This window comes from Nitratireductor sp. CH_MIT9313-5 (assembly GCF_037029545.1).
GTDB lineage: Bacteria > Pseudomonadota > Alphaproteobacteria > Rhizobiales > Rhizobiaceae > Chelativorans.
Window position 1 is genome coordinate 36128 of record NZ_JAYMER010000006.1, and the last position, 23686, is coordinate 59813.

22 protein-coding genes and 1 pseudogene are annotated in these 23686 nt (G+C 58.6%); 7 read left to right on the top strand and 16 right to left on the bottom strand.

Annotation, left to right across the window (positions count from 1 at the left end):
• Positions 1–91: 91 nt before the first annotated feature.
• Positions 92–1081, bottom strand: a complete 990-nt coding sequence (locus WA367_RS00530; RefSeq protein ID WP_336054943.1) for a tripartite tricarboxylate transporter substrate binding protein — start codon at positions 1079–1081, stop codon at positions 92–94.
• A gap of 49 nt (positions 1082–1130) precedes the next feature.
• Positions 1131–2849 (bottom strand): thiamine pyrophosphate-binding protein, encoded by a 1719-nt coding sequence (locus WA367_RS00535; RefSeq protein WP_336054944.1) that lies wholly within the window; start codon positions 2847–2849, stop codon positions 1131–1133.
• A gap of 136 nt (positions 2850–2985) precedes the next feature.
• Between WA367_RS00535 and WA367_RS00540 the strand changes: the two genes are divergently transcribed.
• Positions 2986–3669 carry a GntR family transcriptional regulator gene (locus WA367_RS00540; protein WP_336054945.1) on the top strand — a complete coding sequence of 228 codons (684 nt, stop codon included), beginning with the start codon at positions 2986–2988 and terminating at the stop codon, positions 3667–3669.
• A 128-nt stretch (positions 3670–3797) separates the two neighbouring features.
• Here WA367_RS00540 and WA367_RS00545 read toward each other — a convergent pair whose 3' ends face one another.
• The 10 genes from WA367_RS00545 to WA367_RS00590 all read right to left on the bottom strand — a co-directional run bounded on the left by WA367_RS00545 (position 3798) and on the right by WA367_RS00590 (position 16467).
• Complete coding sequence (locus WA367_RS00545) at positions 3798–4034, bottom strand: hypothetical protein (RefSeq protein ID WP_336054963.1); 237 nt, start codon at positions 4032–4034, stop codon at positions 3798–3800.
• A gap of 168 nt (positions 4035–4202) precedes the next feature.
• The gene (locus WA367_RS00550) at positions 4203–5852 is read right to left on the bottom strand and encodes a Na/Pi cotransporter family protein (RefSeq protein ID WP_336054946.1); all 1650 of its coding nucleotides are present in this window, start codon (positions 5850–5852) and stop codon (positions 4203–4205) included.
• 102 nt (positions 5853–5954) lie between these two features.
• On the bottom strand, positions 5955–6983 hold the full coding sequence (locus WA367_RS00555) for an ABC transporter ATP-binding protein (protein WP_336054947.1): 1029 nt from the start codon (positions 6981–6983) through the stop codon (positions 5955–5957).
• Positions 6983–7819, bottom strand: a complete 837-nt coding sequence (ugpE, locus tag WA367_RS00560) for a sn-glycerol-3-phosphate ABC transporter permease UgpE (protein ID WP_336054964.1) — start codon at positions 7817–7819, stop codon at positions 6983–6985. Before ugpE ends, WA367_RS00555 begins: the two co-directional genes overlap by 1 nt.
• Before the next feature lie 8 nt (positions 7820–7827).
• Positions 7828–8709, bottom strand: a complete 882-nt coding sequence (gene ugpA, locus WA367_RS00565) for a sn-glycerol-3-phosphate ABC transporter permease UgpA (protein ID WP_336054948.1) — start codon at positions 8707–8709, stop codon at positions 7828–7830.
• Between the two features lie 72 nt (positions 8710–8781).
• Positions 8782–10092, bottom strand: coding sequence for a sn-glycerol-3-phosphate ABC transporter substrate-binding protein UgpB (gene ugpB, locus WA367_RS00570; protein ID WP_336054949.1), 1311 nt, complete (start codon positions 10090–10092; stop codon positions 8782–8784).
• A gap of 363 nt (positions 10093–10455) precedes the next feature.
• Positions 10456–12897, bottom strand: coding sequence for a S8 family peptidase (locus tag WA367_RS00575; protein ID WP_336054950.1), 2442 nt, complete (start codon positions 12895–12897; stop codon positions 10456–10458).
• 212 nt (positions 12898–13109) lie between these two features.
• Positions 13110–13433, bottom strand: a complete 324-nt coding sequence (locus WA367_RS00580; protein WP_336054951.1) for a hypothetical protein — start codon at positions 13431–13433, stop codon at positions 13110–13112.
• Complete coding sequence (ctaD, locus tag WA367_RS00585) at positions 13430–15913, bottom strand: cytochrome c oxidase subunit I (RefSeq protein WP_336054952.1); 2484 nt, start codon at positions 15911–15913, stop codon at positions 13430–13432. The genes WA367_RS00580 and ctaD overlap by 4 nt, the downstream gene beginning before the upstream one ends.
• Positions 15910–16467: a cytochrome c oxidase subunit II gene (locus WA367_RS00590; RefSeq protein WP_336054953.1), complete on the bottom strand. Its 558-nt coding sequence runs from the start codon at positions 16465–16467 to the stop codon at positions 15910–15912. Before WA367_RS00590 ends, ctaD begins: the two co-directional genes overlap by 4 nt.
• A 126-nt stretch (positions 16468–16593) precedes the next feature.
• On the opposite strand from WA367_RS00590, the gene WA367_RS00595 reads away from it, so the two are divergent.
• The gene (locus tag WA367_RS00595) at positions 16594–17103 is read left to right on the top strand and encodes a DUF2231 domain-containing protein (protein ID WP_336054954.1); all 510 of its coding nucleotides are present in this window, start codon (positions 16594–16596) and stop codon (positions 17101–17103) included.
• On the opposite strand, the gene WA367_RS00600 is transcribed toward WA367_RS00595, so the two are convergent.
• Both WA367_RS00600 and WA367_RS00605 read right to left on the bottom strand, forming a co-directional pair.
• Entirely contained in the window at positions 17070–17582 is a 513-nt protein-coding gene (locus tag WA367_RS00600; protein WP_336054955.1) for a CopD family protein, read from the bottom strand. The two genes, WA367_RS00595 and WA367_RS00600, sit on opposite strands and share 34 nt — an antisense overlap.
• Positions 17579–18295: a cytochrome c oxidase assembly protein gene (locus tag WA367_RS00605; RefSeq protein WP_336054956.1), complete on the bottom strand. Its 717-nt coding sequence runs from the start codon at positions 18293–18295 to the stop codon at positions 17579–17581. The genes WA367_RS00600 and WA367_RS00605 overlap by 4 nt, the downstream gene beginning before the upstream one ends.
• A gap of 129 nt (positions 18296–18424) precedes the next feature.
• Between WA367_RS00605 and WA367_RS00610 the strand changes: the two genes are divergently transcribed.
• Positions 18425–18820 carry a VOC family protein gene (locus tag WA367_RS00610; protein WP_336054957.1) on the top strand — a complete coding sequence of 132 codons (396 nt, stop codon included), beginning with the start codon at positions 18425–18427 and terminating at the stop codon, positions 18818–18820.
• Positions 18821–18891: 71 nt separating this feature from the next.
• Here the strand turns inward: WA367_RS00610 and WA367_RS00615 are convergent, their stop codons facing one another.
• On the bottom strand, positions 18892–19770 hold the full coding sequence (locus WA367_RS00615) for a DMT family transporter (protein ID WP_336054958.1): 879 nt from the start codon (positions 19768–19770) through the stop codon (positions 18892–18894).
• Positions 19771–19875: 105 nt separating this feature from the next.
• Entirely contained in the window at positions 19876–21015 is a 1140-nt protein-coding gene (locus WA367_RS00620) for a fumarylacetoacetate hydrolase family protein (RefSeq protein ID WP_336054959.1), read from the bottom strand.
• Between the two features lie 265 nt (positions 21016–21280).
• Here WA367_RS00620 and WA367_RS00625 point away from each other — a divergent pair, with 265 nt between their 5' ends.
• The 4 genes and pseudogenes from WA367_RS00625 to WA367_RS00640 form a co-directional block, all read left to right on the top strand.
• Positions 21281–22117, top strand: coding sequence for an amidohydrolase family protein (locus WA367_RS00625; protein WP_336054960.1), 837 nt, complete (start codon positions 21281–21283; stop codon positions 22115–22117).
• 21 nt (positions 22118–22138) lie between these two features.
• Entirely contained in the window at positions 22139–22471 is a 333-nt protein-coding gene (locus tag WA367_RS00630; protein ID WP_336054961.1) for an L-rhamnose mutarotase, read from the top strand.
• Between the two features lie 139 nt (positions 22472–22610).
• Positions 22611–23471 carry a DUF305 domain-containing protein gene (locus tag WA367_RS00635; protein WP_336054962.1) on the top strand — a complete coding sequence of 287 codons (861 nt, stop codon included), beginning with the start codon at positions 22611–22613 and terminating at the stop codon, positions 23469–23471.
• A 26-nt stretch (positions 23472–23497) separates the two neighbouring features.
• A pseudogene (locus WA367_RS00640) lies at positions 23498–23686 on the top strand (glutaredoxin); the annotation flags it as partial.

Genomic DNA, 23686 nt, shown 5'->3' on the forward strand with positions numbered 1-23686 from the left:
TTGGGCTCCCTTCGCTTACATCTTCCCCTGCTCTGGCGCGCGAGCCAGAATGGGTCGGGCCGGTCTTGTGCCGGCTCCGACCTTCCATTTCCTACTTCTTGTCAAGAACACCTTCTTCAACAAGCTGATCCATCAGGGCAAACGCCTTGTCCTGGGAGTTCTTGATGAAGTTTGCGACCTGTTCGCTGCCCATCCAGACAGCGCCCATTCCGGTCTCCTCTGCTTTCGCCTGGAACTCCGGATCGTCGAAGACGGATGCGAAAGCCTTCTCCAGTGTAGCCTTCTGTTCGGCATCCACATCGGCCTGCGTCGCGATCAGGCGGAAACCACCCCAGACCACGTCATAACCGGCTTCCTTGAAGGTCGGAACATCTGGAAAATGCGGATCGCGTTCGTCCGCCATGACGGCCAACACGCGTGCCTGTCCTGCCTCGATTGCAGCATAGGCGGCGGAAATGCTGGTGGATGCGGCATCGGTTTCGCCTGAAAGCAGGGCTTCGCGCTGCGGGCCCGACCCCTTCGGATAAGGTACGTGCTGCACATCGATTTCGGCCTGCTTGGCGAAATCCAGTGCTGGCAGATGCCACACACCACCGGTTCCCACATTGGAGATCTTGAGCGTGCCCGGCGCTTCCTTTGCAGCAGCCACGAACTCTTCCAAAGTGGCCCAGGGCGCATCGTCGCGCACGACGATGGCGGTCGGATGAACGGTGACCGAGCCAAGATAGGCAAGCTGTTCCGTGTCATAACCCGGCACCAGCTCATAGTAAGGAACGGTAATCACGCTGTCCCAGGTAAGCGAACCGATCGTGTAGCCATCGGGCCGCGACTTCATCAGGCGCAGCGTACCCACACCGCTCTGTGCGCCGGTGATATTCTGCGTGTTGATGCCGACGCCGAGTGGCTCTTCGGCGTAGTTCATGAAGGTGCGCATCACGGTATCGGTGCCGCCACCTGCACTCCACGGCATGATGTGCATGATGTCCTTGGTCGGATAGTCCTCGGCCTGGCCTGCCTGGGCGAATGCGGCTGTGACCGCCAATGCGGCAACGGTGATGCGGGTAAGCTTGCGGATATTCATGGTTCCCCTCCTGTTATCATTGTGGAAGTTGGGTTTTGGGCGGTTGGCTTCAGTAGAAGTATGGCAACTTCTTTTCCTTCGCGGCCTCCACCCAGGGCGGCACGAAGGGAATGATCTTGTCCTGCGAGGGCACCATCATCTCGATGAAGTTCGCACCGGGATTGGCGATTGCCTCGGCGAGAATGCCCTCGATCTGGTCTTCGGACGTGATACGCGCGGTCTCGAAGCCAAAGCCTTCGGCAATCTTGACGTAATCGACCGCACCGAAATCTGTGGTCCATGGCGCATCGACGTCATCCAGCAGGATCGCCTCGCCCCTGATCCAGCCGTAATTGTCGTTGCGCGTCAGGATCACGGTGACATTCTTGCCGCTGCGCTTGATCGTCTCGAAATCCCCCAGCACAAAGGCAAGCGAACCATCGCCCGTGAAGGAGATCACGGGACCGTCTGACGCAAACGCGGCTCCTATGCCGGCAGGGACGGAATAGCCAAGCGCACCCATCGAATAATTGGTGATGTATCGGCGGCCGGCTTCGCGAACCGAAAGGAGCGCGGACGGATATATCGCGCTGACCCCCGGCTCGGCCGTGACAATGGCATTGGCGGGAAGAAGCTTGTCCAGCGCCTGCGTCAGCTTCACCGGAGAAACGGTGCCTTCGGGCATCGGTATGTTGGAGTTGAAGACCGCGTTCAGCGCGGTCTGCTTCATCTCGGTCAGATCGATGCGTGGCCGCTGAATATCGGGATGCTCGGCCCTGATGAGTTCGATCATATATTCCAGGCTTGCGCGGGCATCGCCCACCATACCCACCTTGAGCGGGAAATTGTTCCCGATATGCGCCTCGGCAATATCAAGGTGGATGAAAGCCTTTGTCTGCGGGTCTCCATAAAGCTTCCAGTGATTTGTCGAACTGGAATCGGTGTTGGAGCCGATGAAAAAGACGGCATCCGCGTCATGAACATAGGCGTTGGAATATTCCATGCCCCCGCGCGCGCCGATGACGCGCAGCGCCAAAGGATGCGTCTCGGGAATTGTGCCTTTGCCCGGCGTGGTCGTTCCAACGGGAATCTGCAATAGCTCGGCAAGCTCCAGAACGGCTTCGCCAGCCTTGGAGATGAGAGCGCCCTGCCCGCAAACCATCACCGGCTTTTTCGCCGCAAGCAGAAGGTCGATTGCCTTGCGGATCTTGCCATGATCGGCAACAGGGCGATGCGCGGGATATTCCCGGTAGTCGGGATCGGCATAAAGATCGCCTATCTCCGCCTCGTCATGGAATATGTTGATCGGCACGCGGATATGGACCGGCGCAGGCCGCCCGGATGTCGCAACGCGAAAGGCGCGGCGCATCAGGAAGGGGATTTCGCTCACATTTGTAAGGTAGAAGGATTCCTTGCAGATGCTCTCATACATCGCGGTCTGATCAACACCCGTCAGACCGTGCTTCTTGTCCTGGTTGATCGGGATGTCGGAGCTGAAATAGATGACCGGCACCGAGGACAGAAAGGCTTCAGTGATGCCCGGCGTGCAGTGGGTGACACCGGGGCTTGGCGCCTCAAGGACAGCCGGTTTGCCCGTGATCTTGGCATAGGCCTCCGCCGCGTAAGAGGCAGTGCGCTCATCCCGCGTCAGGACGAATTTGATGTCGGAAGACTTCTGCCACTCCTTGTACCAGCCAATGGTTGTCTCGCCCGGCAGACCGAAAACATGCTCCACCCCATGAAGCTCCAGCATCCTGAGGATGACTTCGGCACCGTTCATTTTCTTCATCAACTGATTTCCGCCACAGGTTTGCATTCTTTTCTGTATACAGAATCATACACAGACTGGAACACATATCAATTGCCTCTTTTGCACAAGGGTGCTTAAAGGGACTGTGTGTTGGGCCAGAGGGCGTAGATGCGATATGAATGAGACTGAAGGCACGGTGGAGCGCACCTACCGCCGATTGAAGGAGATGGCGGCAAGCTATGAGTTCAAGCCCGATTCCCGGCTGAACGAGAGTGAGCTGTCAAAGCGCCTGGACACGAGCCGCACTCCCCTGCGCGAAGCGCTGAACCGCCTTGTTGCCGAAGGCTTTCTGACCTTCAAGAGCGGCAAGGGCTTCTTCTGCCGTTCACTGAAACCTGCTGAAATCATGGATCTTTATGAGGCACGCGCAGCAATTGAGTGCGAAGCCGCAGCGCTTGCCGCCATTCGTGCGAATGCAGAAGATATCGCCGAGCTGGAAAAATTCCTCGAAAACTCCAAGCCCGACTACAAACCCGGCACTTCACCGGTCGAGCTCGTCCGACTTGACGAAGAGTTCCACACCCGCCTGACGGCCCTCTCCGGCAATGCCGAGATGGTGCGCATGTTAGGTAACATGAACGGCCGCATTCACTTCGTGCGCCTGATCGATCTCAAGACGCTTTGTGAAAGAAATGGCCCGGACGTGGTCACGACCGAGCCGCACAAGCGCATACTTGAAGCAGTCAAGCGTCGCGACGCCGATGCCGCACGCGCGGAGATGGCAAAACATATCGAGCGAAGGCTGGAATCCATCACGGAGAATGTGCGCAACGCCTTCGCCGAACTCTATACGCCGTGAACTGGCAAGCTGCTCGCGGTTCATCGCGGGCTTTGCTTCCCTTCGATCATGCATCAGTGATCGAGTATCTGAGAGTGGTTGGCCAGCGCACGGCCACTGCCACTATGTCTCAGCTTGATATCCGGCTCCTAGGAACCCGAGAATTTCACGCTTACGCCGCGTTGACGGAAATAGGCCTGCATGGTCTTGCGTCCGGCGCGATTGCTCTGTGCCAGCCTGGCGGGATCAAAAACGGCCACCTTTGCGCCTTCCCGCGCCATGGCGGCCTTGAGTTCGGCTATGTGCCGGTCGATCTCCTCATTGTCCGAATGAAGCGATGCATAAATGTTCTCGATAGCTTCGTTCAGTGTCGGCTCGCTCACGATCTGGCTCCCTCGCTTCTATTCCTTCCCGCTATCACAAATCGGAGCATTCACAAGATACCCGCAGGCGAAATGCCGCCTTGTTGAACAGCCAAACGACGGAAGCCGCAAGCCGGTTCAGCCAGTAGCCGCTACGCGCCAAGGCAAGACAAGGTGTGAGAGCCCCCGCTCCTAGTTTCGGCTGGGCTGCGCAAGGCGTGACGAGAGAAGATCGCCCGCTTCTTCCACGATCGGATAGGCGATCATGGTGAAAGCGGTGTTGATCTGCTTGAGAGCCCGGATTGTCTCCTGATGGACATTGCTCGTCTCGATGCTTTCCGGCTTTCCCATTCTCAAGCGGTCCAGATGCCGCCGCTGCAGCGCCTGTTCCAGCTGGCGAACGGCGTCCTTCTCCTCAAGGAGTTGGCGCGCAGCGTCGACATCGCCGGTTATCAGCAGGTCCAGCGCCACCTGAATATTGGCAAGAACCCGATCATGAAAATCGGAAAGGTCCGACCAGCCGGGCGAGGAAAAGGCGAGATTCTCGGAATGCAGCTTTTTGGCCAGCGCAATCATGTCGCTCGAGACAAGATCGCCTGCAGCCTCCAGATTGGTTGCAATATTGGCGAGAACCATCATCTGCCTGGCATTCTCCTCGCTCAATGCCCCCTCCTGCAGGCGGGCGAGGTACAGCTTGGTCTCGAAATGCATGCGGTCCACGTCTTTCTCCTGCGCCGCCACATGGCCCGCCAGATCGTCATCCCACCTGTCGTAAAGCTGCAAGATGGTCGTCAGCATTGACTGGATCGTCTCTCCCATTCTCAGAATCTCGCGGGACGCACAGCCTAGAGCGCGTCGCGGGTCGGAGAGTGCTTGCCTGTTCAACGCACTCACTCGAGAGACGGTGGCCGCAGATGTGCCGGACAGAAGAAGCGCAGACAACTTGAGCAGGGGACGGCGCAGCAGGAGGCCGAGCAGAAGCACCACGAAATTGAACCCTATGTGAAGGGCAAGCACCCAGCGCGCATCCTGGAGAAGGTCTCCCTCCCGTGCGACAGTCGCCGCCAATAGACCGACAAGCGCCAATATGGCGCCGCCACCTCGCACCAAGAGATTGGCAACGATTGGCTGACGTGCCGCAGCTGACATGGATTGCGCCAATAACCAGGGAATGAAACTGCCACCAAGATTGGCGCCAAGAGCCATTGCAACGGCGGCAACGACCGGCAAGAGCCCCTCACCGCCAAGTGTGGCAAAAAGCAGAACAGCCGCAAGGCTTGAATGCATGATCCAGGCAGCCACCGCGCCGATCAGAAACGCTGACAGCAGATCGCTGTTGAGATAGCCGACAACGGCAATCACCAGCTGGTTGTCCTGTAGCGGGCTGGTGGCTTCGCGTATCAGATGAAGCGAGACGAATACGAGACCCAATCCGATAAGAATGCGTCCCGTCTGGCGCATCTGTTGCTGTTTGGCACGCAGGAACAAGATTGTGCCTGCCAGTATCAGGAGCGGCGAAAGCCAGGAGACCCTGAACATCAGCAGTTGCGCCATGAGAGCAGATCCCAGATCAGCACCCAATATTATCGCCAGCGCAGTTGCCGGCGTCACCATCTGGCTTGAAATGAAGCCTGCTACGAGAAGTGCCACGGCGGTCGAACTCTGAAGCAGCAGAGCCGAAAGGCCGCCTGCCCCTGCCGCCACAAGGGCATTGCTTCCGCTATGTCGCAGCCATCGCCGCAAGGGCGTGAGATAGGCTCGCTCCACGCCGGTCCGGATCAGGCGGACCGACCACAGCAGCAACGCGGCAGCACCGGCCAGATGCAGGAGAAACAGTGCCATCGGCGGAAGTTCTCATCCTTTTGGCTGCAAGCTTAAGATGCGGCCTGTAAAGGTACAAGCAGCAGAATACCTCTCGATGACGGCATGCTGAGGAGCTTCGACTTATTTGTCGACCCTCAGCCCCTGGCTGTTGAATTGTGCCGTGTCCTGTGCCTTCCATGAAATATCGGCCATCGATCCTGCCTCAGGTGCTGGCTCCGAACCCGGCTGGCGCACGGTGATCAGGTTACCGTTCTCCAACTCCACATGCACCAGCGTTTCTGCACCAAGAGCTTCCAGAAACTTCACTTTACCCGCAAGCAGGCCAGAACCTTCATTCGTAATGCGCATATGCTCTGGCCGCACCCCCAGACTGTCAGCCTCGGGCCGGACCTGCAGATCGCCAAACCGCCCCTCCCGCACATTGATGAAGTTCATCGGCGGCGACCCGATAAATCCACCTACAAAGCGCGACGCCGGATTGGCGTAAAGCTCCAGCGGGGTACCAATCTGCTCGGCTTTTCCCTCATTCATGATGATGACGCGGTCGGCCAGCGTCATCGCCTCCACCTGATCATGCGTCACGTAAAGCGAGGTTACGCCCAGTTCCTTCTGCAATTGCTTGATTTCCAGTCGCATCTGCACCCGCAACTTCGCATCAAGGTTGGACAAGGGTTCGTCGAACAGGAAGACCGCAGGCTTGCGCACGATTGCCCGTCCCATTGCCACTCTCTGCCGCTGCCCGCCCGAGAGTTGACGCGGTTTGCGCTCGAGATAATCCTCGATCTGCAGGAGAGCCGCTGCCTGATGGACGCGCTCCCTGATCTCCTCCTTCGACTTGCCAGCAATACGCAGGCCATAGGCCATGTTGTCGTAGACATTCATATGCGGATAGAGCGCGTAGTTCTGGAACACCATGGCAATGTCGCGCTCCATGGGTTCAAGATCATTCACACGACGGCCATCGATGTGGATTTCACCGGCACTGACTGTCTCGAGCCCGGCCACCATCCGCAACAGGGTAGATTTTCCGCACCCCGAAGGTCCGACAATAACGATGAACTCACCGTCGGCTATGTCGAGGTCAATGCCGTGAATGACCTCGTTCTTCCCGAAGGACTTGCGTACATCGCTGAGTTTGACAGTAGCCATTACTTCTCGCTTTCCAGCAGACCGCGGACAAAGAGTTTCTGCATTCCGATGACCACGGCAACCGGCGGCAGCATCGCAAGGATGGACGTGGCCATGATCACGGGCCAGTCAGCAATGTCATCCCCGCTGGGGAACATCTGCTTGATGCCCATGACCACGGTGTTCATGCTCGGATCGGTGGTGATCAGGAGCGGCCAGAGATACTGGTTCCAGCCATAGATGAAGAGGATGACGAAGAGCGCGGCGATATTCGTTCGTGACATCGGCAGCAGAATATCGCGGAAGAAGCGCATGGCGCTCGCGCCATCAATGCGCGCCGCCTCAGCAAGCTCGTCCGGTACGGTCAGAAAGAACTGACGGAACAGAAATGTCGCCGTGGCAGATGCGATCAACGGGAAGATGAGGCCTGAGTAGCTGTTGAGCAGCCCCAGGCCCGCCACCACCTCATAGGTCGGTACAATGCGCACTTCCACCGGCAGCATAAGCGTCAGGAATATCAGCCAGAAGAACGCCATCCGGAAAGGAAAGCGAAAATACACGATCGCAAATGCCGAAAGCAGCGAGATCACGATCTTTCCGATGGCAATGCCGATTGCCATGACCAGTGAATTCAGGAGCATGACCGAAACCGGCGCATTGATGCCGGCGAATAGTGCCTTTCGATAGTTCTCGACAAGCTGGTCCCCCGGCCAGAGCGGCATGGGCGGACGCGCGATCTCAGGTTGGCTCACGGTGGATGCGACAAAGGCCAGCCAGATCGGGAAGCAGATCATTGCCACCCCGAGGATCAGGACGGCATGGCTCAACCAGAGCGCCCGTCCGCGTTTTTCTACCATCCCGGACATCAGTAGTGCACCTTTCGCTCAATGAACTTGAACTGGATCACGGTCAGGATGCCCACAAGAACGAGCAGGATGACGGACTGAGCGGCGGAGGACCCCAGATCCTGCCCGACGAAACCGTCCGCATAGACCTTGTAGACAAGGATCGTCGTGGACTGCTGCGGGCCTCCGGCCGTGATGGTGTGGATCACGCCAAAGGTCTCGAAGAAGGCGTAGATCACATTGACCACGAGCAGAAAGAAGGTGATCGGCGACAGGAGCGGGAAAACGATCGTTCTGAACCTTGTCCAGAAATGCGCGCCATCTATCGCTGCGGCCTCGATGACAGATCTGGGAATGGCCTGCAGTCCCGCCAGAAAAAAAAGGAAATTGTAACTGATGCGCCCCCAGGCCGATGCAACAACCACCAAACCCATCGCCTCCCCGCCATTGAGGACGTGGTTCCAGTCATAGCCAAGCTTGCCCAGATACCAGCTCACAATGCCCACGCGTGTGTTGAACATGAACATCCACAACACACCGGCCACAGCCGGCGCCACCGCATATGGCCAGATCAGCAGTGTCCGATAGGTGCCCGAGCTCTTGATGAGCCGATCGGCCAAGATCGCAAGCAGGAGCGCAATCCCCATCGATAGAAAGGTCACAGAAAGCGAGAAGATCGCCGTCGTCACAAAGGAGTTTCGGTAATAGGGGTCCGACAGCAGGTAGCGAAAATTGTCGAGACCGACGAATTGTGAACTCAGGCCGAAGGGGTCAGGGATGAACAGGGACTGCCATATGGCTTGGCCGGCTGGCCAGAAGAAGAAGACAGCAGTAATGAGGACCTGCGGAAAAACCAGCGCCAAAGGCAACAGCTTTCCGCGGAAGATGACGCGTTTTTCCATATAGACCCCGCTTGGCGCGACTGTGGGTGTCCCGGCTGAAGGTCCGGGACACCGCCACTTCATGAACCGGTATTACTGGTTCGCACGCTCAAAGCGCCGCAGGAGCTGGTTTCCACGCTCGACAGCGGAATCGAGTGCAGCCTGCGCAGACTTGTCGCCCGACCAGACAGCCTCCAATTCCTCGTCGATGATGCCGCGGATCTGGTCAAAGCTACCCAGACGCAGACCCTTCGAGTTGGCGGTCGGCTCCTTTGCAGTCATCTGCTTGCCTGCAACATCAGTGCCGGGGTTTTCGTCGTAGAACCCTTCTTCCCGCGTCTGTTCCGCGGCTGCCGTCGTGATTGGCAGATAACCGGTGTTCTGGTGCCACTGGGCCTGGATGTCGGACGAGGACAGGAACTTCAGGAATTCCGCAACAGCCTTGTACTCCTCGTCTTCATGACCCGAAAGAACCCAGAGCGATGCACCGCCGATGATCGTGTTTTGGGGCGCACCTTCGACATCACTCCAATAGGGCAACGGCCGGATCTCGAAGTCGAAGTCGGCTTCGGCCTTGACCCCGGCATAGCCAGCAGAGCTTTCGGTGAACAGCGCGCACTCGCCGCCGCGGAAATTGGCCCCACCCTCATTGCGACGGCCCGTATAGACGAACTTGCCATCCTGAGCCCATTTGCCAAGGGTTTCGACATGCTTCACCTGGACCGGCCCGTTGAAGCTCAGTTCCGTATCCACCCCAGCAAAGCCGTTTTCCTTCGTGGCAAAGGGCTGGTCATGATAGGCGCTCAAATTCTCCAGATGCACCCAGCTTTGCCAGGCTGTGGTCATCGGGCAGCTGATGCCTGCCTCTTTCAGCTTGTCGAGCGTTTCGCCGACTTTCTCCCAGGTGGACAGGTCCACATCCGGATCGATCCCTGCCTGTTCCAGCAGATCCAGGTTCACGTAAAGTACAGGCGTGGACGAATTATAGGGCAAGGACAGCATCTTGCCGTCGGTGGTGGTGTAATAGCCCTTTACGGCGGAGATGTAGCCGTCAGGGTCCCATTCACCGCCCGCTTCTTCCATCACCTCATATACCGGCTTGATGGCACCCTCGGCAGCCATCATGGTCGCTGTACCCACCTCGAACACCTGCAATATGTGCGGCTGTTCCCCTGCTCTGAACGCGGCAATGCCGGCATTCAATGTTTCAGAGTAGTTGCCTTTGTGGGTGGCAACCACCTTGTATTCGTCCTGGTTCGAATTGAAGGTATCCACCTGTTCGTTCAGCAGCTCCCCCAGGCGACCGGTGAACGCATGCCAGAAGTCGATCTCGGTGGCGGCCTGCGCGACATTCAGCGTCAGCATGGTCGAGGCAAGGCCCAGTACCAGTGTCTTGCGGTTCATTTGTTCCTCCCAGTATATGTTCCAGCCTCGTATTAAGGCTGCTGAATTGAGCCGGCGCAATACCCTCCTGCGCACATCCAGAACCGCAGTGCTTCGCTGGAAGGGTCGTAGCCCCGTTCACGCGGATGCTCAGACGGGGACGACCGAATGCAGTTCCCGCTCCGTGAAGACATCTGATGAAACGGGACAGCAGGGCTCTTGCCCGCTTTCCACACAGAGCCGGATCTAATTGAGGAAATTTCCAGCGAAACCACAAAGACTTGAGGCTTGGAACTCACCTCACCCATCGCTGCCAACGCGCCGCGCCGGGTGCTTGGACAGAAGCCCGCACCAGCTTTCAAGCTTCATTTATCGCATCAGATCCTAGAAGGACTTGCTGAAGCCGACCACCGCCCCCACCGCATGGTTGCCAGACACGTGACCGGCATCTGCACGGTAGAGCGCTCCCAGGCGAAGATGGCCCGCTTCGGTGGCGAGGTCATAGCTGACACCGAAATCGAGTTCGCGTCCGTTGGGTTCGATACCGGCTGCTAATTGCTCGTGCTGGATCGCGCCCGTCGCATTTCTGCCCACGGGCAGGTTGAGGCGCATCTGTCCTTGCTCGATGCGCAGCGGTTGCGACACGGAGAAGGTTAGCCTGTCGTGTTTGCTCAAAACATCACTGAGGCTGGCACCGAACTGAAATGCGGAGAATTCAACATCATCGATACCTGCGACCATTCCCGATACGGGGCCGGTTGCCCTGGCTGCACCATATTCGAAACGGCCAAACAAGCTGAAGTCGGCGCGCAACTCATGGCTGAGGCCGAGATGCACTGCACCAAGATTGCTACCTGTGCCCCAATTGAAGCTCCGGCTGCTTTCCAGCCCCAGGAGACTTGTCTGATCGGCAATGTAAGAGACACCAAAATCCACGCGGGTTGTCTTGCCAAGGGCAATATTCACCCCACCACCGGTTGTGGCTCCGGGCTGCTCGTTCTGCCCCTCACCCAGGAAGCCCGCCGCAGTGACGGTGACCCCGCCAAAATCCTGCGTGACGGTAGCCGCAACATTCTCGCCCACCAGTGAAAGAACGGAGCCCTCGCCGAGTGTCATCGGCGCGTAGGATTCTGAAAGGAGGCCCATCGCATCTCTGTTTTGCGAAATGCCCGCGGCCAAGACATATGAGCCACGCGCATATAGCGGCACCGGCTCACTCGCGAGTGGTGAGGCAGAAGCCGAAGATGCAGACCAGCGCATCAGGTCAGGCAGCAGATTTTCCTCGGACACTCCCACCAGTTGGGAGCCTTCGATGGAGAAGCCGCGATTAAGTGCGTCAAACACGGCAACTCGTGTCTCGGCCAACGCGGTATTCAGCCCGTCGCCGAAACTCTGCGGCGTCACCACCCTTGCAGCCGCAAGGTCTGTGCGTTCGCTCGTCAGGACATTATCTCCGGAAAGGTAGGACACGCTGCCAATGGGGCTGAGGGCTGCGGCTATATCAAGCACACCGTGCCCCCACTCCTGGGAATAGGCATGGGATACGCCATTGCCGAAATTTACAGTGCCTTTCACCGGTATCCCTAAGCGTTTGAACCAGCTGTTGTCGGCACTTGCCAGTACGCGCTTTGTCCATTCTTCGGGCGTCATGTCGGGAAATGCTTCTGCCAGAAGCGCGATGGTGCCGGCGATCTGCGGCGCGACAAACGAGGTACCCGTACCTGTTCCATAGGCGCTGTCGGACGAGGCACCGGCGGCTGCGGTTGTGCCGTCACCGGCAACACAGAACTCGGCTGCATATCCACATGGCGCGGAAAGCCGGACCGCCTTGGTAAGTTCGCCAGCTGCGTCCACCTCGAAATAGCCATTGGCGGCTGTAATCCAGGCTTCTTTCAGCCGCTTGTCGAAATAAGGGAGCGTGGACATCACGTCGCCCGAGCTCATCGTCTCGTCATTCGACAGCCCCCACACGACAACCCCGCCCTTCTGGAAGCTGTCCAGTGCGTCAAGATAAGCCTGCCACTGCGCTGAGCCGTAATTGCCAATAAGGGCATTGAGCCCGTCAGCCACACTGCTACCGGGATTGGCTTCCATGTGCGAGGCGAGGTCCGGTGCCTTCACCTTGAACCCCCAGGAGTTGTTCTGCGCAACCGCACCCTTGGTTGCGGCATCAAGCGTTCCCCGGGTCACATGGTCAAGATTGAGGGCGGTTCCTCCCTTGGGATTGAGGCCCATCAGGTGGAGATCGGCCTTGGGTGCCACACCGTGCATGCCCTTGCCATCCTGCACGCCTGCAACAAGCGAGGCGACATGAGTGCCGTGATCGCTGCTGTGCACTTCGCCAAATTTCAGGATGGTCTTGCCGGCAAATTCCTGGTGCGTGAGGCGAAAGCCGCTATCCACCACCGCGACGAGCTTGCCTGCGCCAGTCAGTCCGGAAGAAAGCGCCTCATGAAGATTATGAAGCTCAAAGGGATGCGATTGCTTGCCCGCAGCAGCCCCCGAACTGGCGCAACCGACATAGTTGCAGTCTGCGTTTGCTGCGCGAAATTCCGAAGATGTGCGAATCTTCTCAGCCCGGACGGGATCGAAGGTGACACCACGCGAGGCCCAGGTCTCCTCTGCAGGTGGCGCATCGCCTTGCTGCGGTGCTGAAGCCGGAGTTTGCTCGGGTTGGGGTTTGGGCGCGGGTGCCGGAGCACTTGATGAAGCGTCAGACCCCTCCTTGTCTGAACTGGCAGCTTTGTCCGAACCTCCCGAACAGCCGACAACGGACAGCGCCACCACGACAAGCGTCAGCGGCCTGGCAAGCAAAGTAACAGGCATTAGCAAAGATCATCACCAAGTGACTGACAATCAATCGCTTACGATCGCATCAGTCAAATCCACACACGCCTACTGGATGCCTGGGAACTTGGACTATTTTATGTACCAGTTATAGTTGAGAATTGGAGTACATCATAAGTATTGTTTAGCATGGGATAAGCGGCGACTGATCCCGGTCGATCAAGTAACAGTCGACCCGCCTGCCATCTTGCTCAGGCACATGACGTAGTGGTCATGACGGGCTGAAGCGTCCAGAGCGTAGCCACAACTGCAGCCCAACCGGTTAGCATGCCCGTGCGCCCCGCAAACCCTCCCTGCGGACCAAATGGCCAGGTGCGCGTTCCCCATAAGAGGGCGAATTGTGCGAGCAAGGCGAACAGCCATGCGGCAATCATCATGCTGCGGAACAATGTGAGAGGCCCAAGGGTAATCTGCGCCCAGCCCTGCGCACAGCCGAGACCGTGCAGGCCATAGATGGCGCTGAAACTCGCAAGCCACAGCACCAGCGGAGCGAGTATGCGCAGCAGGTCCCTCATGCCAGCATTCCCGGTATCTGTGCTGCAGCGACGCCAATTGCTGCAATGACTGCCAGATAGTCTGCCCAGAGCGCGACGATGGCAAATTCCGCCCGGCGGTGGGGCGAGGTGTAGCCCGCAACAATCCGCGCAAATAGATTTGCCTGCATCAGCGCACACAGTATTGCGTGGAAGAGAACATATGAGCCCAGCACGAAGAGCGTTGCCGCATAGGCATGGCTGCCAGCAGAAGGCATCCGATGCAGCATGGTGGCAATTGCCGCGGCCACGGCCAGCGTACCCATAAGGGCAATCACGGTTGAGGACAGGCCTCTTCCACCGCGCCTGTTGTGACGGGCCGCAATTCGCATGGCACCAACAGCAACCAATGCCCCGCCAGTGACTGCGATCGTTTCGGCCACGGACGGCTCCAGCCATTGTGACGGCGGCCAACCCGGAGCTACGGTCCACAGAAAAGCGTAGCCGAAAAGCAGTGACCCGAAAAATGTGCCGTTGGCGACCAGCAGGAAGGCAGAACCCCACCAGCCCGGCGACCGCGATGTCTCTCCCGCCATGGGCACCCTGTCGCCATGACCGATCTCCTGAAGCCCGCTATCTTCCCTCGCCCCCAGTCGCCAGACCCAGACCAGTGCAAGCACCATCATGCCAAGGACGGCCAGCGGCGTCAGCCAGTAGAACTTGATGAGCAGGGACAGGAAGAAGAGCCCGGTGACCGCGGCAAATACGATCGGCAAAGCTGTATTGCCCGGATAGACGACGAGATAGTCCGGTTGGCCAGAGGATATGTCGACTGCCAGCGTTTCCCGCCGGACTGCTGGCCGATTGCCCAGATAGCCCTCCCCCCGCGCAAGCCTGTTTGCAAGCCCGGATATGTCTGGAAGCGGCGCACGCGAAGTTACACGGGGAAGGCTGGCGAAATTATATGCCGGAGGCGGAGCCATCATCGCCCATTCCAGCGTTCCGGATTTCCAGGGATCGCGCCGCCCCCGCAGTGCCACATAGACGTGAAGGATGATGTCCACGAGCACCATCGCAAGCCCAATGGCCATGATGAAACTGCTGACCGACGATATCAGATTGATCGTGCTCCACCCTGTCTCCACGTCATAGGTGTCGATCCGGCGGCGCTGCCCCATCAGCCCCACCCAGTGCATTGCCAGAAATGTGCCATGGAAGCCGAGAAAGATCAGAACGAAAGCCATCTCACCCAGCTTGAAGAAGCGCGTGCGCCCCGTGAAAAGCGGCAGCCAGTAATAGATCCCGGCAAGGATTGGGAACACGAAGCCGCCAAACAGGACGTAATGCAGGTGCGCAGTGATGAAGGCCGTGTCATGGGCCTGCCAGTCAAATGGTACGACGGCGACCATCACACCGGTCAGCCCGCCAATGACAAAGGTGAACAAGAAGCCGAGAAGGTGCAGCATCGGCAGATGCAGTTCCGGTCGCCCTTTCCACAATGTGCCGATCCAGGCAAAGACCTGCACACCGGTAGGAACCGCAACGAGAGTTGAAGCTGCCGAGAAGAAGGCCAGCCCCATATGTGGAATGCCGGTCGTGAACATGTGGTGCACCCACAGCCCGAAGCTCAAGAAGGCCAAGGCCACAGCCGACGCCACGATCCATCCGTATCCAAGAAGCGTTGTGCGCGCCATGACTGGCAGGATGGTGGAGATCACCCCGGCTGCCGGCAGGAAGATGATGTAGACTTCCGGATGACCAAAGAGCCAGAACAGGTGCTGCCACAACAGGCTGTCGCCACCCAGATCAGCCTGGAAGAAAGGCAGGCCAAACGCACGCTCCACCTCCAGGAGGATCGAGCCCAGTATGAGCGGCGGAAAGCCGGTCAGGATCATCAGGGATGTGACGAGAGCATACCACGCGAAGATCGGCATCTTGTCCAGCGACATGCCGGGCGCACGATATTTGAGGATCGAAACAGTGAATTCTACTGCGGCGCAGATCGCCGAGATCTCAACAAAAGTAATGCCGATAAGCCAGAAATCCGTATTGATGCCGGGCGAGTAGATCGCGCCCGTCAGCGGCGGATACATGAACCAGCCCCCATCCGGTGCGATGCCAAGAAGCAACGACACGAGCAGCATTGTGCCGCCAAAGGCATAGCACCAATAGCCGTAGGCTGTGAGCCGCGGAAAAGCCAGGTCGCGCGTGCCCAGCATCTTGGGCAGAAGATAGATGGCCAGACCTTCGAATGTCGGTATCGCGAACAGGAACATCATGATGGTCCCGTGCATGGTGAAGATCTGACTGTAGATCTCGGGTCCGGCAAAGGCCGAATCCGCAGTGGCAAGCTGAGCCCTGATCAGCATGGCTAATATGCCACCGACCAGAAAGAAGAAGAACGAGGTCGCCAGGAACATGCGGCCAAGATCGCTGTGGTTCACCGTGCTGAACCATCCCCTGAAGCCGGGCCTTGAACTCCAGGTGGCGTCGAGCGCGCGATGGCGACGAAGTGCGGTCATCGGGCCTCCTCCCTCAGGAATGCTTCCCAGGTATCGGGCGCGTGGGCGATGACATCAAAGACGTGGCCGCCATAGCCTTCGCCGTTGAACTCTGCCGTCAGGCCCTTGAAGACGCCAGGCTGATCCGCCTCAATGCGCAGGCGGTTCACATGCCCGGGGATGGCGTCGAGCTTGCCGGCCAGCCGTGGCACCCAGAAGCTGTGCACGACGTCGAGACTGGTCACATGAACATCCACCGGGCGACCTGCAGGAATATGCAGCACATTTTCCGTCTCGAAATCAGGTTGAGATGCGTATGAAAAACGCCAGCGCCAGCGTTCCGCCTGCGCATGAACCTCCACCACATCGGCATCCGCGCGAGGCAGCAAGCGCTCCCCCACAACAAGGCCGTAGGCCAGAAGTGCAGCAAGAACGGACATGGAAAAGCCAAGTCCCAGGCCCACGATCCAGAACCGCATATGCGCGGCATCACCCACCTCTTTCTTGTTGCGACGGAACCCTGCAGCCAGCAGTCCCATTACCAGAAGAAGGATGATCGCCGCACCGATCAGCATGACCCACCAGAGTGTTGCGATGGAGCGCGCAGCCGGGCCGGCCGGATCAAGCGTCGAATATTCCCCCTGGCAGCCCGAAAGCGTCAGACATGTAGCCGCGGTACCGAGGATGAGGAGCTTTCTGCAATGAGCGAAACGGATACCCGGGAACAGCTTGTCGACCCAATCGCTGCAAGACCGAGTTACACGCAGACGGAATCCCGCATCGCGATATTGGGGCATCCCATTCACGCCATGAGCGTGGCGTTCCCCGTGGCGCTGTCCTTTTGCCTTCTCGGTGCGGACATTCTCTACTGGTGGAGCGGTGACGTCTTCTGGGCCCGGGCCGCACTTTGGGCGGCGGGCACCGGTTTCCTGTTCGGCCTGCTTGCCGCATTTTCCGGCACGGCCGAGCTTCTGATTGTCAGAGGCATCCGCGCCCGCGCTGCAGCCTGGACCCATGCGGTTATAGCTGTCACCCTGCTTGCTGTTCTCGGCGCCAATTGGGGCCACCGCCTCTATGGATACGAGCAGGGCGTTCTGCCATACGGCATCTTCCTTTCGGCTCTCGGTGCTGCAATGGTCGCGTTTACGGGTTGGCATGGCGGAAAACTTGTCTTTGACTATCGTTTGGGCACTTCGAAAGGCAGTTCATAGCCGCGCGGCTCTTGAACCCAATCAGGCAACCGTACCCATTCAAGTTCCGGCTTGCCCAGAACAAGCAGCAGAATGAACAGGATGGGAAAAAGGATAAGCAGCAGAGGAACCGTCGGCCGCGGCGGCTCGTAGTCTTCGGGCTGCTCGGCAATCTGCACCACGATGTGGCCCACCCAGGCATGAGCGGCAACCAGTGCCGCCACGAACAGAAGCTTGGCATAAAGCCAGGTGACGAAGACTTCTCGGAAAAAGATGAGCCAGGTGCCGGCAATGATCGCCAACAGCGCGGCAGGCGTAACCATCCCGACATAGGCGCGATGCGAGGCGCGTCGAATGCGCTCATACTCCTCAGCGGCAATTGCCGGATCATGACGCGTGAGCATCAGCGGCATGGCCATCAACCCGCCACACCACAGGACAAGTGCCGTGATATGGATGATTTTCAGCAGGGTAATGAACCCGGGTAGCGACGTGATCATGTCGCCGACACCCTGCCCGCACCCCAGAAGCGTCGAGCAAGAACCGCGACAATGATGGCATAGGGTATTCCAGCCGGAATCCACATGATCAGGCCGCCAAGCTGCTGATCGGTCAGCGGCAGCATGCCCCACTCCAGCGGTGCAAATGCATGAGCTTCGTAAAGCTGCGAGGAAGCAAAGGTCAGCAGGGCCCCGAGCATTCCCATCTGGGTAAAGCCAGCCACCACAAGTGCGATCGCTTCCACGGGGGTACGGTCAGGCGCAAACACCGACTGCCAGAACCATACAAAGCTTGCGATGAGCGAAAGCTGCATGAGCCAATAGATACCGATATTGGAGAGCGCCAGATCATAAGCCTGCGGCACGTGCCACCCCCAGAGCACGGTCGTTGACACGGCAAGGGCCAGACCCGCCTGCCCCCGGCTTGGCAAACGGATGAGATCGGCAAGAAGAGGTGCTGCAACGGCTATCAGCAGCAGATGATGAACCACCCTGGCAGAGAACAGCGCAGAAGAAAGCGCGCATAGCGGCGAGACAAACGCGACCGCAAGGACAAACACCGCTGCAGCACCACGCCTGCTCCGCCTGAGCAGATACGCCATCAGGAGAAGCGCCAGCAGAACCACAGGATCAAGATTCCACCGTTCCCACAACACAGCAGGATGAGGAGCCGGTCCGCAATAGATCTGGTTCCACTCCACATTCACGGCCATTTCCCCGCTGTCAGCTCCGGTTGGACCTTCCAGTAACGAAATTAGAGTGGCTTTGATCCTTGGAAAGGTTTCGCCAGGCGCGAGTTTCACCTAAACCGCGCCGTGATCATCAATTCGAGGGACAAAGCGATGGCCAAGGCAATTCACAGCATGATCCGGGTACTGGATGAGGAACGCTCGCTGGCGTTCTACAAGACCGCATTCGGCCTGGAGATCGCTGATCGACTGGAATTCGAAAGCTTTACGCTGATCTATCTTAGCAATGCCGAAAGCGAGTTCGAGCTCGAACTGACGGTAAACAAGGGCCGCACCGAACCCTACGACCTGGGCGATGGCTACGGACATCTTGCGGTGTCGGTGGAAAATCTTGACGAGGAACATGCACGCCTCGTGGCTGCTGGGCTGGAGCCGCGAAAAATCGTCGACTTCGCTCCCGACGGCACGCAGGTGGCGCGGTTCTTCTTCATCGCTGATCCTGACGGCTACCAGATCGAGGTGCTCGAACGCGGCGGCCGCTTCAGGTAAGCCGAACCGGCAACAGCGGAAAACCGACCCGGCGCTTTGACGCCGGGGCGGTCATCCATCCGGGCTGAACATTACCCTGCCCGCGCCTCACGCAGGACAATGTAGATGCCGCTTGCGATAATAATGAGCGCGCCGACATAGGTCCAAAGGTCCGGCAGATCGCCCCAGAACATGAAGCCGAGCACCGTGGCCCAAAGCAGTGCCGTGTAATCGAATGGTGCGACGATGGCAGCAGGAGCAAGACGAAAGGCATGGCCGATCATGGTAATGCCGATCGTGCCGAAAAGCGCCATCCCGACAAAGAGCGGCAGATGTTCGAGTGCTACCGGTTGCCAGTCGATCACCAGCACCGGCGCGCAATAAACAAGCGGAAAGAGCGAGACATAGAACATCATGGTGGTCATCGGCTCTTCACGCCTGATCCACCGCGCGCTGATCATGAACAGGGCGTAGAAGAATGCCGCACCGACGGCAAAGAGAGAGGCCGCCTGAAATGTTTCGGCGCCCGGCCTGACAATGACCAGCACGCCAATAAAACCGACAATCACCGCGGACCAGCGGCGCCATCCCACCTTTTCCCCAAGGAGCAATACCGAAAGCGCCGTGATGAAAAGCGGCGCTGCGAATACCAGCGAGGTCGCGCCGGCAAGCGTGAGCTGCCTCAGGCTGGTGAAGAAACACCAGGCCGCAGCAATGGCAAAAAGGCCCCGCAGGGCGTGTACACCGACAGACGCGGTTGCAAAGCCTTTGCGTCCCCGCGTCAACAAGAGCATCGCCGCGATCATTGGCAGCGCCATCATGCTGCGCCAGGCATAGATATGCAGCGCGCCGTAATCCTCGGTCAGCCATTTCGCCATGGCGTCATTGACGACCATGAAAAGCACACCCACGCAGATCGTGGCGATTGCCTGAAAACGCGTGCCTGCGTCTGCTGCCGCTGCCAATGCCACCTGTGCTCTCTCCTTCGTGCTCAATAGGCTTCTACTGCCTGCACCGTCGAGCGCACAGGGGCTGGCCCAGCCAATAAACCCGCTTGGGCTGAACCGGAAGGTGGATCAAAGCAGATCGCGTCGAGCCAGGTTTCTCATGAGGTCGGCAGCGCCGAATGTCCACGGAGCGCATTCGGTCGAGAGACGAACCGTGTTCTCCAGGCTGCCGAGCCGCGAGCTGGAGATGGTTACCCGGTCGCCCACCTTGTGCGTGAACCCGCCGCCCGGCGTGTCGCGATCCTCGATTGGCGCGAAGAGCGTGCCCAGATACAAAACGAAACCGTCCGGATACTGATGATGGCGGCCAACGGTCTGCTTGACGAGATCCAGGGGATCACGGCTGATCTCCTTCATCGAGCTGCGACCTTCAAGGCGATAGCCGTCCTCACCCTCTACGATCAGATCCAGCTCCGCCGCACGCACATCCTCAATCGTGAAGCTCTTGTCGAAAAGCCTTATGAACGGCCCGATGGAGGAAGACGCATTATTATCCTTGGCCTTGCCGAGAAGCAGTGCCGAGCGTCCTTCAACATCGCGCAGATTGACGTCATTGCCCAGCGTCGCGCCCTTGACCGTGCCATCGCTCGACACCGCAAGCACGACCTCCGGCTCGGGGTTGTTCCATGAGGAGATCGGGTGAATGCCGATTTCCTCCCCCCATCCGACGGAAGACATGGCCTGTGCCTTGGTAAAGACTTCCGCATCGGGACCGATGCCCACCTCCAGATATTGTGACCAGAGGCCAGCCTCGACCAGAGCCTTCTTCACCTCCATGGCCTGCGGGGAACCCGGCACCAGGTCCCGCAGATTGTCGCCAATGATGTTGCCGACAGTCTTGCGAATGTCGCTGGCAGCCGATGCGTCACCTGCCGCACGTTCCTCGATCACGCGCTCGATCATGGAGCGCGCGAAGGTCACGCCGCACGCCTTCACTGCCTGCAGGTCAACGGGAGCGAGCAGATAGGGAGCCGTCCCCCTTGCAGTACTGCGGCTGCTGTCGAGCAATTCCTGAAGGCTGCAGAGGTCTTCGCCCTTTGCAGATGCCACATGGCCTGCAGGATCTGCGAGCTCCATGACATCTCGGCTCGTGGGCGCCTCGCGCGACGTGATATCGATCACACGGCCGTCGCGCAGGGTTACGATGCTCGGGCCTTCTGCATCGCTACGCCACACCCGCCCCAGATAGATGCCGTCATTCTCAAGCATGTCTGTTCTCTCCTCCACGGGCAGCACATCCCGCTGCCTGATTTGAGGCACGACTGCCACAGGAAAGTCTCGGGCGACAAGGCCACCAAACCTCCAGATGGTTCACCGGCGAGCAGCACCTGCAGTTTTCTTGCGCAGGCACATGTTCGACACGAGCGAAAGTTGCCGAAGTGACCAGATTTCGCTAACCCTTGTGCCCCACCGGTCCGGCCACTCATGCTCAATGCGAGCATGCCTACCAATATGACAGCGGAGTAGAAGCACGATGATCATCGATGCTCACCAGCATTTCTGGCAGCTTTCAAGAGAACATTACGATTGGCCGAACGAGAGCGTTGAAGCGATCTTCCGTGACTTCTCCCCGGACGATCTCCAGCCACTGCTCCACCAGGCCGGTCTCAGTCGCACCGTTGTCGTTCAGGCTCTGGATACGATCGAGGAAACCCGTTACCTGCTAGAGATCGCACAGAAATACAGCTTCGTCGCAGGTGTGGTCGGATGGGTGGACCTTTCGGCTGCCAATGCTGTCGCCCGGATCGACGAATTGCGCGGCGACCCTCTGCTCAAGGGCCTGCGCCCGATGCTTCAGAACATTGAAGAGACCGAGTGGATCCTGCATCAAGAGAACACCGCAGCACTCGAACATATGGCCAAAACAGGCCTGCGCTTTGACGCGCTCATCCAGCCCCGCCACCTCAAGGCGATCGACGAGCTTGCCACCCGCTATCCCGGCTTGCCCATCGTCATCGACCACATTGCCAAACCCGCCATGGGCAATGGCCGAAAGCCTGATCCGGCTTGGAGCGAAGGCATGAAGGCCATCGCCGCGCACGAGAATTGCTATTGCAAACTTTCAGGCATGGTGACCGAAATCGGTCCCGATTGGCAGCTTGATGATCTGCGTGCCCATGCCGACACGGTTATCGACTGCTTCTCGCCCGAACGCGTGATGTTTGGCAGCGACTGGCCGGTTCTCAATCTGGCCGGAGATTATCTGGGCTGGTTGAACGCGGTGAGGACGCTGATTGGAAATCTCTCGGAGAGCGAGCAGGAAGCTATTCTCAGCCGAACGGCCATCCGCTTCTACAATCTGGCAGTCTGATATTCTCAACGGGAGGGAAACATGGTCCAGCGCATGGGAATGGTAATCGGCGTTAAGCCGGAAGCACTGGAGGAATACAAGCGGCTTCACGCCAATGTCTGGCCTGAGGTCTTGGAACGCCTGCGCAAATCAAACATCACCAACTACTCCATTTTCCTGCGCGAGCCGGAAAACCTGATGTTCAGCTATTGGGAATATGTCGGCAGTGATTTCGAGGCCGACAATGCAGCCATTGCGGCCGACCCGACCACCAAAGAATGGTGGAAGCTGTGCGGACCGATGCAGGCGCCGCTTGAGACCCGTGCACCTGGCGAGTGGTGGGCAGGAATGGAGCAGGTATTCTACATGGATTGAATGCTGATCACGCGATGTATCGCAGTGACAGGAACGGTTTTAGCATCGTCACGTTCACTCACCACCACATCTGCTGAGGGTGCGCGTCGTGCAAAATTGCCGCGCCCCCGTTTGAACAAGTGGCACGGGAGTTTAAGCGATGTCCTATATCCGTTTCGGCTTGATGATCCTCACCTCCACAGTGGTGATGTTCATCCTGATGTATCTCAACACCTACGCCTTCGAGCATGTCTATTTCAGCGAGACACGCACTTACATGGCCATCCTCATGGGAGCGACCATGGCCATTATCATGCTGGCCTTCATGCTCGGCATGTACAAGAACACCGCTCTCAACATAGCCATCTTCGTGGGTGCGGCAGTCGTTTTCGCAGGTGCCCTGTGGCTGGTACGCAGCCAGGTCACCGTCAGCGGTGAAAGCTATATGCGCGCCATGATCCCGCATCACTCCATCGCCATCATGACCTCAGAACGCGCGCAGATCGAGGATGCACGCGTACGCAAACTGGCCGACGAGATCATCGATGCCCAGCGCAAGGAGATCGCCGAGATGGCCTATCTCATCGAAGACCTGGCCGATGGAAATGTGGTGAAAGAGATCTACGAGGATCCGGCACCTGAACCTGGCAGCGTTCAGGATGCCTTGAACAAGGTGATGATCTCCTCTCTGGATCTTGCGCCTATGTCCGAGGAAGAAGCCGACAAGGTGCTGCAGCCGGGTGAGCGCTGCACCTTCCGCCGAAGCCAGGAGAGCGATCCCATCCTCTGGTCGGCTCGTGATGGCAGCGGCGCCGCAGCGAAACTGAACGGTGTGCTTGTTGAACTCGAGAGCCCGGCTGATCCGGCGGCCGCAAACGCGCAGTTCACCACCGAAGGGATGACTGTCGCGGTTGGTCCCTTCGACGAGGAGGACGACCCGCGCAAGGAAGCTGAACTGGTCTTCGAACTCGATGAAGGCCTGAAGGTCGGCTACACTGGCTACTACGCCTGCTCGCGGTAACTGCAGCGCAGACCGGAGGTTATCTCATGGCAATCCAGGAAAAGACGAAAACGGCGGATCTCTACCGCATGGTCATGCCCGACCATGTGTGCCCCTACGGGCTGAAGTCCAAGGACCTGCTTGAACGCAATGGTTACACGGTGCAGGACCACCATCTGACGACGCGCGAAGAGACGGACCGCTTCAAGAAGGAGCACGGGGTGGAAACCACGCCG

What these genes read in the sequence shown, in the direction of transcription:
- WA367_RS00630 (WP_336054961.1), top strand. Translation starts at nt 22,139, where the DNA reads ATGGTCCAGCGCATGGGAATGGTAATCGGCGTTAAGCCGGAAGCACTG.
- WA367_RS00635 (WP_336054962.1), top strand. Translation starts at nt 22,611, where the DNA reads ATGTCCTATATCCGTTTCGGCTTGATGATCCTCACCTCCACAGTGGTG.
- ugpB (WP_336054949.1), bottom strand. Translation starts at nt 10,092, where the DNA reads ATGAACCGCAAGACACTGGTACTGGGCCTTGCCTCGACCATGCTGACG.
- ctaD (WP_336054952.1), bottom strand. Translation starts at nt 15,913, where the DNA reads ATGACCGCACTTCGTCGCCATCGCGCGCTCGACGCCACCTGGAGTTCA.
- WA367_RS00590 (WP_336054953.1), bottom strand. Translation starts at nt 16,467, where the DNA reads ATGCTGATCGGTGCGGCGATCATCCTTCTTCTGGTAATGGGACTGCTG.
- WA367_RS00605 (WP_336054956.1), bottom strand. Translation starts at nt 18,295, where the DNA reads ATGGCCGTGAATGTGGAGTGGAACCAGATCTATTGCGGACCGGCTCCT.
- WA367_RS00620 (WP_336054959.1), bottom strand. Translation starts at nt 21,015, where the DNA reads ATGCTTGAGAATGACGGCATCTATCTGGGGCGGGTGTGGCGTAGCGAT.
- WA367_RS00595 (WP_336054954.1), top strand. Translation starts at nt 16,594, where the DNA reads ATGAGCGAAACGGATACCCGGGAACAGCTTGTCGACCCAATCGCTGCA.
- WA367_RS00550 (WP_336054946.1), bottom strand. Translation starts at nt 5,852, where the DNA reads ATGGCACTGTTTCTCCTGCATCTGGCCGGTGCTGCCGCGTTGCTGCTG.
- WA367_RS00575 (WP_336054950.1), bottom strand. Translation starts at nt 12,897, where the DNA reads ATGCCTGTTACTTTGCTTGCCAGGCCGCTGACGCTTGTCGTGGTGGCG.
- WA367_RS00535 (WP_336054944.1), bottom strand. Translation starts at nt 2,849, where the DNA reads ATGAAGAAAATGAACGGTGCCGAAGTCATCCTCAGGATGCTGGAGCTT.
- ugpE (WP_336054964.1), bottom strand. Translation starts at nt 7,819, where the DNA reads ATGGTAGAAAAACGCGGACGGGCGCTCTGGTTGAGCCATGCCGTCCTG.
- ugpA (WP_336054948.1), bottom strand. Translation starts at nt 8,709, where the DNA reads ATGGAAAAACGCGTCATCTTCCGCGGAAAGCTGTTGCCTTTGGCGCTG.
- WA367_RS00530 (WP_336054943.1), bottom strand. Translation starts at nt 1,081, where the DNA reads ATGAATATCCGCAAGCTTACCCGCATCACCGTTGCCGCATTGGCGGTC.
- WA367_RS00600 (WP_336054955.1), bottom strand. Translation starts at nt 17,582, where the DNA reads ATGATCACGTCGCTACCCGGGTTCATTACCCTGCTGAAAATCATCCAT.
- WA367_RS00610 (WP_336054957.1), top strand. Translation starts at nt 18,425, where the DNA reads ATGGCCAAGGCAATTCACAGCATGATCCGGGTACTGGATGAGGAACGC.
- WA367_RS00540 (WP_336054945.1), top strand. Translation starts at nt 2,986, where the DNA reads ATGAATGAGACTGAAGGCACGGTGGAGCGCACCTACCGCCGATTGAAG.
- WA367_RS00625 (WP_336054960.1), top strand. Translation starts at nt 21,281, where the DNA reads ATGATCATCGATGCTCACCAGCATTTCTGGCAGCTTTCAAGAGAACAT.
- WA367_RS00555 (WP_336054947.1), bottom strand. Translation starts at nt 6,983, where the DNA reads ATGGCTACTGTCAAACTCAGCGATGTACGCAAGTCCTTCGGGAAGAAC.
- WA367_RS00580 (WP_336054951.1), bottom strand. Translation starts at nt 13,433, where the DNA reads ATGAGGGACCTGCTGCGCATACTCGCTCCGCTGGTGCTGTGGCTTGCG.